This window comes from Paenibacillus sp. GCM10027626 (genome assembly GCF_042676285.1).
Taxonomy (GTDB): Bacteria; Bacillota; Bacilli; order Paenibacillales; family Paenibacillaceae; genus Paenibacillus_Z.
This window is the reverse complement of the sequence record NZ_JBHTHC010000016.1, coordinates 185,313-193,791: the sequence shown is the minus strand read 5'-3', so window position 1 is coordinate 193,791 and position 8,479 is coordinate 185,313. Positions and strand designations below refer to the sequence as shown.

Sequence of the window (8,479 nt, the reverse complement as noted above, 5' to 3'; positions counted from 1 at the left end):
GATACCTTGCATAAGGCACCTGACTGTGCTGAATACCTAACCGAGAAGTTCTATCCGTCACACCAAAGACGTTCAACATGGACGGAACTGAACCCCGGAGTTTGCTCGGATACAGATATGAGAGTACTCATCTTCTCTGTGATCATGAAACAAATTCCTAAGGTAACGGTAACTGAGCCTGCTTCACGCTAATGAGGCGAATAAGGGGAATCCCCCGCCTCTAAGCAAAGTGTAGGCGGGGGAGGATGTCAAAAAAGAATGCAGCGAGGTAGAAACGATGGAGAAGGCTGAATTGATCCACAAAATATCCAATCTGTCGATCTGGAAAAAGAATGGGCAGCGCGCTCCTCATAAACCGTTATTGCTGCTGCTGGCGCTTGCTGAAATTCAGCAAAATCATAGCATGCTGCCGTATGAGCAGGTGCGGGCCAAGCTGAAAAATCTGTTGATCGAGTTTGGGCCAAGCCGCAAATCGTATCACCCGGAGGAGCCTTTTGTCCGCCTTGTTACGGACGGCATTTGGCAGCTGTCCCAGCCGGTCGACAAGCAGAGGTTTTCCGATAAACTGCTAGTGACGGAGCAGGTAAGCGGCGGGTTTAGCGCGGAAGTTCTGTCATTGTTGCGAGGCGATGAGGCGCTTATTCAAGAACTGGCGGAATTGCTGCTGAATGAGCATTTTCCGGAGACGATGCATCAGGACATTTTAGATGAGATTGGTCTCGATTTTTCTATAAAGAGAAGGCGTCCGCGCGACCCGCAATTCCGCGACAAAATATTGAAGGCCTATGAGTACAGCTGCGCGGTCTGCGGCTTTAATGTCAGGCTCGGCCATCAACTGGTCGCAATTGATGCGGCGCATATTCAATGGCACCAGGCAGGCGGCCCGGATACAGAGGAAAATGGGATTGCCCTTTGCTCCTTGCACCATAAGCTGTTTGACCGCGGCGTATTTACACTGACGGCGGAGCGGGTAATGCTTGTCGCCGAGCAGGCGCACGGTACTCGCGGCTTTGAGGAGTGGCTCATGCGCTATCATGGCAAGCCGGTGCGGGCGCCGATTAGTCCGGGCTACCAGCCGAACGGCAATTATATTCACTGGCATCTGCGTGAGGTATTCAGAGGGCCAGCAAGATATCAGACGCTGTAATAGCTGTTCAGGGATGGCAATACATTATTGCTATCCTTTTTTCACTTCGTAATACTTTTACCATGTTCATCCTGCCACAAATGAGCGAAGATAGATACCAGCAGGACGTCATCGAGGCGCCAGAGAGGGTTACTTCGACTTTTAATCGACTTGTCGTTGGTTCGACTCCAACTTCCGCTCTTTAAGCGGAATAGCTCAGTGGTAGAGCAGTTTGTACCTTCTCGCTCCCATTTCTTCGATGATGTTTTTGCAAGCAAAGCAGCACCGCGAGGCGAATGAAAGGGGTTCTTCGACTTGTATGGGATAAGTATTGACGCTGTTCGCCAGAACGGCGTGACCCTTTTCTCCACTTTCCTCGTGCGGCTCTTTGCTTTCTTTTCTCTTTAGGAGAAGTCAGGAGGCTGATGGAATGAGCATGGCAAGAAAGCTGTTCGGTTCTCAGGAATCGCGTTCATATACAAAGGAAAACTATAGCAATCACATCCGTTCGATAGAGGAGCGGTATGTGCAAATGCTGCTTACAAACACAATGAGCAATACTTTTTATGCGGATCAAAATGAGTTGCTGAAAGAAGCATCCGCTCTTCATCACGAGATGGCAGAGCAAGATCCGGATTTTATGGCGCAGGCGATAGCATTTGCCCGCCAAACGAGCATGATGCGCTTGCAGCCGCTGTTTGGCCTTGCTGTATTGTCCGGCAAACGCGCTGATTTGTTCGCCGGCATTTTCGCCGAGGTCGTACGCTATCCGGCCGATCTGTTCGATTTCCTTATGATTTTGCAGGGGATGGGGCGCGGCGAGGGAGGGCGGGCCGTCAAGCGTGAGGTGAGCCGCTTTCTGAGCGGCGTTACGGAGTATTGGGCGGTGAAGTATAACGGGAGAGGCCGCGGATACAATTTGGGCGATGCCATCGCGACTGCGCACCCGAAACCGGAGAGCGAGCGGCAGCAAGCGCTGTTCCGGTATTTGCGCGGCCTGGATACAGAGCTGTCGCTGCTTCCACAGGTGGAAGCTTTGGAGCAGCTTAAGCGGGCCGAGAGCGAGCAGGAGCAGATTGCCTGGATTGAACGCGGCAAGCTGCCTTATGAGACCGTAACCGGAGCGATCAGACCGTCGAAGGCGGTGTGGGAAGCGCTGCTGCGCCAAATGCCGGCCTTTGCGCTGCTGAGGCATCTTAACACCTTGCAGCGTGCCGGTGTATGGGAGGACACGCGCAATGTAGATTATGTCGTAGAGCGTTTCACCAACAGGGAAGCGCTTGGCAAATCCAAAATTTTGCCGTTTCGTTTTGCCACAGCCTACCGGCAGGTAGATCATCCGCAATTAAAGGCGGCGCTGCGCGAGGCAGTCGAGCTGACCTTCAACAATTTGCCGGAGCTTGGCGGGCGAACTGCGATCTTCCTGGATATTTCCGGCTCGATGTCAGGACAATATTTGGAGATCGGATCGATTTTTGCGCTAGCCTTGTACAAGAAGACAGAGGGGAACTCTCTTTTTTGGCTGTTTGATACTCGCGTGCTGGACGTGAAGCCTTCCCGTAAGGATAGTATCCTGACACAGGCAGCCCGTATTCGTGCCCGCGGCGGTACAGATACCGGGGCGCCGATGCGGAAGCTGCTTGCAGATAAGGAGCATGTGGATCAAATTATTATCATTACAGATGAGCAGCAAAATGCAGGCAGCCCTTTCTACGGGGAGCTAAAACGCTACCGCGATAAGGTGAATCGGCAGGCGAAGGCTTTTATCGTCGATATTTCGCCTTATCAGAATGCATTGGTGCCGCAGGGGGACCCGCAAACTTATTACATCTATGGCTGGAGCGATACTGTGCTGTCTTATATTGCGCAGTCTGTGCAGGGCTATGAATCGATGACAGAACGGATTAAGAACGGACAGCCGAAGTCAGCCGTGTGAAGGAGGGGAATAGGTGCATGACAGAGATAACGCGACAAATTAAGGAAGAGCTGCGCAAGATTGAGCAAGCGGAGAATGTGAAAATTTTGTATGCCTGCGAGTCCGGCAGCCGGGCATGGGGATTTCCTTCGCAGGACAGCGACTACGATGTCCGTTTTATTTACGTCAGGCCGGTAGAATGGTATTTGTCGATCTTTAATAAACGCGATGTCATCGAGCGCCCAATTAGCGATATGCTGGATATCAACGGCTGGGATTTGAAAAAGGCGCTCAATCTATTCCGCAAATCAAATCCGCCTTTGCTTGAATGGCTGCAATCTCCGATCCGTTATCTCGAAAGCGGCCCGGCAGCAAGCCGGATACGGGAGTTGGCGGCAGCAGCCTTTTCGCCGAAAGCGTGCATGTACCACTATTTGCATATGGCGAAGGGGAATTATCGAGAATATCTAAAAGGCGAAAGAGTTAACGTTAAAAAATACTTCTACGTGCTGCGGCCGATCCTGGCGTGTGCATGGATTGAAAAGTACGCTGCGCTGCCGCCGCTTGCATTTCGGACGCTAGTCGATGAGCTGATACCAGAGGACACTGAGCTGAAAAAGGCCGTGCTTGATCTGCTGGCGCGAAAAATAGCGGGCGAAGAGCGGAATAATGAACCGCGAATCGAGGTCATTAACCGTTATTTGGAACAGCAAATAGCCGCAATAGAACAGACCGCTGCGCGGATGCCGGCGGAAAAAGGAATTGCGGATGAACAGCTGGACAACTTGTTCAGAGACATAGTCTGGTCAGGAATATGAGTTCCTTGCCAGGCTATTTTTGTGTGATTTTAGCGGCAATTTATGCGTTCCATATCCTTCCATGTAAAAGTGGTGAAAATAAGGTATAATTATAAGGTTAACGTTTAGAAAGGTGTGACATGATGGACAAGCGCAATAGCGGCTTGGATAAGAAACTGGATGCGAATGCGGCTATGAAGGAAGTTGAACAAATAATTTTGAAAGAAGACGAGCGACGCTGGGGAAAAACGATTGCGGCACCGGTAGTATTGGCGGACAATTTGGCTACTCTGACGAAAACCGAGCTGTCTGACATTCGGGCGCGGCTGGGAATCCGCGGACTAAGCTCATTAAATAAGCAGCAACTGGCAGAAGCTTTGGAGACTCATATTCCGCAGTCTTTCGGAGCAATGCTGGAGAAGCTGGATGAAGAGCGTTATAAATTGCTTCGGCAAATCGTTGATCGCGGAGGAATAATGGCTTCCTCAAATTATTGGGGATACGGCTATTTCGTAGAAATGGGCGTCCTGGTTACCGGCTCGCAAGAAGGCAATACCGTAGTAGCGATGCCGAAAGAAGTGATGGAGCAATTCCAAAAGAGCAACAGTGCCGAGCTTCGCGATAAGATCAGCAACAATACGGAAGTCATCAAGCTTACTAGAGGGCTGCTGTATTACTACGGCGTTCTCAGCCTTGAAGATCTGGAGCAATTGCTTGCACGATATATAAAAGAGCCATTCGATTTCCGCGAGGTGCTTGAGCTGCTTGTGGAATCTTCCATTTACAACGGAGTAATCGAATATGACGATTATGGATTTGCCTTTTGCAGTGTCGAAGATCCGGCATGGGTGCTCGAGGAGCAGCGCAACAGATCCGATCTGCAATTTTATTCTTTTATGAAGCGGCAGCTGCTTGAAGCCGGAGAAATCGATTATATAGATCGGCATCCGGTATTCGAGGCGATGTCTAATTATATTACGGACAACTATCCGCTTGATCGCGAGGATGCTGACGGAATTGTGGAGGAATGTGCCGACTCGATCCGCAATGGCGGCACGCCTTCCGATGTACTCGAACTGCTGCAGGAGCAACTGGAAATCGATACATTGGAGACAGTGCAAGGTTTTATGGGGCATCTTTCCATGTTGAACAATTTGACCAAGCAATGGCTGCTAAAGGGCTATTCCCCGAATGAGCTGGCCTATCTGCGCAATGAGCGGCAGGGCGGAGCAGGCGAAGTGATCGATATGTTTTCGCGCAAAAAGATCGGCCGCAACGATCTGTGCCCATGCGGAAGCGGGAAAAAGTATAAAAAATGCTGCGGCGCCTAATGGCGAAAGATGCTGCACATGGCGATTAAAATTTACAGTGGCTTGCCCGTTCGGTGGAACGAGCCATACGGAATTCCATAAGAAGGTCTTGATGTCTACAATTTGTAGAGGATCAGGGCCTTTTTTTGACCAGAATTTATAACCCAACTTTCACTGCACGAAAAAGACAGGCATCCCTTGATGTAGCTAGGTAAACCCGAGAACCATTGTTGGAGTTGATTTGAAGGGCCGCTAACGAACCTGTCAACCCTTATTCGGCTCAAAATGGGGCCTTGTGGGCTGTAACGAATCTACCAATCGTTAATCACCCAAAATCGGTCGATTCCCCGCCTTTTTTTCATCAATAGCGTGTCTCAGATTCGTTACACGCGGAGCAAGCCGATTTTTCGGCCAATAGCGTGTCCCAGGTTCGTTAGCCGGGCATCCAGACCACGATCCCTCACGCGGACAGACGATCCGTTATTTGTCGAAAGCCAGCTAATTTGGAGGTTACGCGGACAGACGTTCCGTTATATGCTGGTTTTGCTGGGGTTTCACGGCGATTTGAGGCAAATAACGGAACCACGGTCCGCATCCCCGTCAATTTGACACGTTTGTTCACAGATAACGGATCCATAGTCCGCTTGGGACCCTCGGGCCCACTTCGCCCCGCGCTTACTAAAGAAACCGCAGCAGACATCGATGGCCGTTATGCTCCAGCGCATCATTCATGATAAACTAAGGGAAGTATAAACGATTGCTAATGCGTTGGCTGCATTCATTATTTCTTGAGAGAATGGAGTTCTAAGATGAAATATCGCAATTTGGAAGAGTGTGTCCTCGATTTGGAGCGTCATGGCCAATTGGTGCGGATTAAGGAGCAGGTTGATCCTCATCTGGAAATGGCTGCAATTCATATGAAGGTCTATGAAGCAGGCGGTCCGGCGGTGCTGTTTGAAAATGTTAAAGGCTCCAGGTTCCGTGCCGTTTCCAATTTGTTCGGGACACTTGAGCGCAGCAAATTTATTTTTCGCGAAACGTGGGAAGAAACGCAAAATGTCATTGCCCTGCGCAATGATCCGATGAAGGGGCTTAAGGCGCCATGGAAGCACATCGAGACAGGCTTAGCCGCGTGGAATGCTCTGCCGGCCAAAAAGAATGGCGGTGCGGGGCTGCCGCTGCATGAAATTCAAATTTCCGATTTGCCGCTCATTAAGAGCTGGCCGGATGACGGCGGAGCATTCGTCACGTTGCCGCAGGTCTATTCGGAGGACCCGGACAAGCCGGGCATTATGAATTCGAATCTGGGCATGTATCGCGTGCAGCTTAACGGCAATGATTATGAGCTGAATAAAGAGGTCGGCATCCATTATCAAATTCACCGCGGAATTGGCATTCATCAGGCCAAAGCCACCCAAAAAGGCATGCCGCTCAAAGTCAGCTGCTTTATCGGCGGGCCGCCGGCGCATACTTTATCTGCCGTTATGCCGCTGCCGGAGGGTATGAGTGAGCTGACCTTTGCCGGGCTGCTGGCCGGGCATCGTTTTCGCTACAGCTATGTCGACGGCTTTTGCATCAGCCATGATGCCGATTTCGTCATTACGGGCGAAATTTTTCCGGGCGAGACGCGGCCGGAGGGGCCGTTTGGCGATCATCTCGGCTATTACAGCCTGACCCACCCATTCCCGGTCATGCGGGTGCATAAGGTGTATGCCCGGCCGAATGCGATTTATCCGTTTACGGTCGTGGGGCGGCCGCCGCAGGAGGATACGTCGTTCGGGGAGCTTATTCACGAGCTGACGGGCGGGGCGATCAAGCAAGAAATTCCGGGTGTCAAGGAAGTGCATGCGGTAGACGCTGCCGGTGTCCATCCTCTGCTGTTTGCCATTGGCAGCGAGCGGTACACGCCTTATCAGAAGGTGAAGCAGCCTGCGGAGATTTTGACGCTTGCCAACCGGATTTTAGGAACGGGACAGTTGAGTTTGGCCAAATATTTGTTTATAGCGGCCGAAGAAAATGAACCGCTCAGCACACATCATATTGAGACGTTTTTAGGCTATATTCTGGAGCGGATTGATCTCGGGCGCGATATTCATTTTTATACGAATACGACGATCGATACGCTTGATTATTCAGGTACAGGGCTGAATACGGGCAGCAAGGTCGTATTCGCTGCGGCTGGCGAGAAGAAGCGGGAGCTGTGCCGGGAGGTGCCGGAATGTCTGCAGCGGCTGCAGGGCACACAAGCGCAGTCATTCGGACAAGCGCGTCTCATTATGCCGGGCATCGTAACTGTACAAGGCACGCCATTTATTAGCTATGATGAAGCTGAGCGGGAAATGAAGGCTTTGTGCGACGAGCTGCAGAAGCAAGGGCTGGACGATTCCTGTCCGCTGATCATCATTGGCGACAATAGCGAGTTTATGAGTGCAACTTTGGGGAATTTTTTGTGGGTAACGTTTACGCGCAGCAATCCTTCTCATGATATGTATGGGCTGAACAGCCGCTATGAGTTCAAGCATTGGGCTTGCGACAATGTGGTGATCGATGCCAGAACGAAGCCGCATCAAGCGCCTCCGCTTATTCCCGATGCCGAGGTGGAGCGGCATGTCGAGCGGTTGTTTGTGCCGGGAGCGATCCTCGGCGGTATCAAGTGATAGCAGTATGCAAGACATGCGAGGCAGCTTCCGATTGGTAGGGGGCTGTCTTTTTTGTTTTTTGCCGCTAAGAGTCCTACATATGCAGGGGAGAAACTGGGACATATGTACTAGGTCGGATAGAACGGTTAGTCGTCTGTTCGCATTTTTCAAAAAAAAGGGGAACAAAAGCCAACTGCATGATATAATGACACTATTAAACAGAGGTGGGTAATAAAGTTTTGCCGACAGGAGGCGAAGGGGTGCAAATCTATTTCAGAGTAAAAGCGGCTGGCAAAAGGCGACCGGTGCTGGAGCGCATCGAGGCGTCGCTGCCTGACGACGTGCAGTGCCTGGAAGATGCGATCCGGGCGATTGTATCGGATCAAGTGCAGCGTTTTAACGCGCGCAGCATGGAGCAATCTATTTTTCCTTACTTAAGTCCTGAACAGTTGGAGGAGCAGGCCGATACCGGCAAAGTAGGCTTTCAAGCGGCTTATGACGACCGGAAGGCGAATGCTGCGGCTGCGGTTGAGACCGCTTTGCAGGCATTTGAGGACGGCATTTACAAAGTGCTGATCAATGATGCAGTCGTGGAAGATCTGCATGCGCCGCTGACGATTGCGCCGGGATCCGTTTTTACTTTTATAAGGCTGACGCTGCTGTCGGGAACGATGCGCTGATTAGGGAGAGGA

At 51.1% G+C, this 8,479-nt stretch carries 6 protein-coding genes; all 6 read left to right on the top strand.

The window, feature by feature from the left end:
• The first annotated feature begins 277 nt into the window (after positions 1-277).
• The gene (locus tag ACFQ0N_RS26625; protein WP_379332071.1) at positions 278-1,147 is read left to right on the top strand and encodes a phosphorothioated DNA-binding restriction endonuclease; all 870 of its coding nucleotides are present in this window, start codon (positions 278-280) and stop codon (positions 1,145-1,147) included.
• Positions 1,148-1,556: 409 nt separating this feature from the next.
• The gene (locus ACFQ0N_RS26620) at positions 1,557-3,062 is read left to right on the top strand and encodes a TROVE domain-containing protein (protein ID WP_379332070.1); all 1,506 of its coding nucleotides are present in this window, start codon (positions 1,557-1,559) and stop codon (positions 3,060-3,062) included.
• A 17-nt stretch (positions 3,063-3,079) separates the two neighbouring features.
• Positions 3,080-3,859 carry a nucleotidyltransferase domain-containing protein gene (locus ACFQ0N_RS26615; protein ID WP_379332067.1) on the top strand — a complete coding sequence of 260 codons (780 nt, stop codon included), beginning with the start codon at positions 3,080-3,082 and terminating at the stop codon, positions 3,857-3,859.
• 122 nt (positions 3,860-3,981) lie between these two features.
• Positions 3,982-5,169: a YecA family protein gene (locus ACFQ0N_RS26610; RefSeq protein ID WP_379332065.1), complete on the top strand. Its 1,188-nt coding sequence runs from the start codon at positions 3,982-3,984 to the stop codon at positions 5,167-5,169.
• A gap of 788 nt (positions 5,170-5,957) precedes the next feature.
• Complete coding sequence (locus ACFQ0N_RS26605) at positions 5,958-7,805, top strand: UbiD family decarboxylase (protein WP_379332063.1); 1,848 nt, start codon at positions 5,958-5,960, stop codon at positions 7,803-7,805.
• A gap of 242 nt (positions 7,806-8,047) precedes the next feature.
• Positions 8,048-8,467: a hypothetical protein gene (locus tag ACFQ0N_RS26600; RefSeq protein WP_379332061.1), complete on the top strand. Its 420-nt coding sequence runs from the start codon at positions 8,048-8,050 to the stop codon at positions 8,465-8,467.
• The last annotated feature ends 12 nt before the right edge of the window (positions 8,468-8,479 follow it).